Below are 1511 nucleotides of genomic sequence, written 5' to 3'. Positions count from 1 at the left end.
CGCGGTGGCGGGCGGCCGACATCGGGCCGTCCGCGCCGTACAGGCCCGGGTCGACCCGGCGGCGGGCGGCGCGCAACGGGCCCAGGCGCAGGCGCACCACCACGATCGCCACGATCACGAGGGCCACGAGCACCACGACGCCGGTGATGCCGCCGGGGGTGTGGTCGCCGGCCCTGGCGAGCAGCCGGCCCAGCCGGTCGAAGACCCAGTCGAGGGTGCGGCGGAGCAGACCGGGGTCGTCCTGGTGGTATTCGGTGCGGGACAGCTCGTCGCGGGCGGCATCCCGCGCGTCGTCGCGCGGGATGTCCACCGGTTGCCGGTCCCGGAGCAGGCCCGGGAGTGCGTGGGCGATCACGCGGGTGCGGGTCCTGTCGCCGGGCCGTTGCCGCCCTGATCGGTGGGCTGGTCGTCCAGGACGCCTGCGGCGCGGGCGAGTTCCAGGTCCAGTGCCTCGCGGCGGATGCGGCGGTCGATGTACAGGAGTGCGGTCGCGCCGGCCGCGAAGGGGAGCAGCAGGCCCGCCGCGATCACCGCGCCGATGCCGGTGATCAGCAGGTCGACGAACGTGGGGTCGTCGATTTCGGAGGGCTTGGACGCGGTGAAGTCCGAGAAGCCGCCGGTGATCAGTACGAACGGCATCTGGATGACGGCGCCGATGATCGCCATGATCAGCGCGATCAGGATCAGCACGCCGAATACGCGCCACCACGCGCCGGTGACGAGCTTGCGCGAGCGCTCCAGGGATTTGCGGACCGACTGCTTCTCCAGCATCAGGGCCGGTGCGGCGAGCGTGAAGCAGATGTACAGGTAGATCGCCGCGACCAGGCCGCCGATGATGCCCGGGAGCAGGAGCAGCGCGCCGAGGCCGTCGGCGCCGACGCCGATCAGGACCAGGCCGGGCAGCATCGCGACGAGCATGGTGATCACGGGGATCAGCCAGGTCGCGAACGTGACGCCGAGCAGGCGCGGGAGCAGTGGGCGGGCCGCGGACCAGGCTTCCTTGGCGGAGATGGGCTTGGCGATGACGGCGCGGCTGACCACGACGGTGAGCATGCCGGTCGCGGCGATCTGGCCGAGCGTCGCGACGACGAGCGGTATGACCAGGATGGCGAGCGAGTCGCGCAGGTAGTTCCAGGCCTCTTCACCGGTGGGGTTGTCGCCGATGTCCTGTGGCGAGAATTCGCGGTTGACCAGCCACTGGGTGGGCACCTGGAGGACCTGCGTGAGCAGCGCGACCACGACGGCGATGCCGATCATGACCTTCCAGTGCGCGCGCATGGCGGCGAACGCGCCGTCGAGGACCTCGCCGATGCTCAGTGGGCGCAGGGGGATCACGCCGGGCTTGGCGGCCTGGCGGTACGGGCCGTTCCAGCCGGGCGGGGGTCCCCACGGCGGCGGCTGACCGGGGCCTTGCCAACCCGGGCCGGGGCCTTGCCAGCCGGGGCCGGGGCCCTGCCAACCGGGCGGCGGGTTTGCGTGCGGGCCGGGGCCTCGGCGCTGGTTGGGCGGTC

Annotated in this window: 1 protein-coding gene and 1 pseudogene; both read right to left on the bottom strand. The window is 72.7% G+C overall.

Going from position 1 to position 1511, the window contains the following annotated elements:
• A pseudogene (locus GT354_RS12095) lies at positions 1-355 on the bottom strand (hypothetical protein); the annotation flags it as partial.
• Positions 352-1511: glycerophosphoryl diester phosphodiesterase membrane domain-containing protein (locus GT354_RS12090; protein WP_237534641.1), on the bottom strand; the 1160-nt coding region annotated here is incomplete at its 5' end. The pseudogene GT354_RS12095 and the gene GT354_RS12090, both read right to left, overlap by 4 nt.

It is taken from the genome of Streptomyces sp. SID3343 (assembly GCF_009865215.1).
Lineage (GTDB): Bacteria > Actinomycetota > Actinomycetes > Streptomycetales > Streptomycetaceae > Embleya.
The sequence above is the reverse complement of the archived record's forward strand: the minus strand, read 5'-3'. Positions and strand labels throughout refer to the sequence as shown.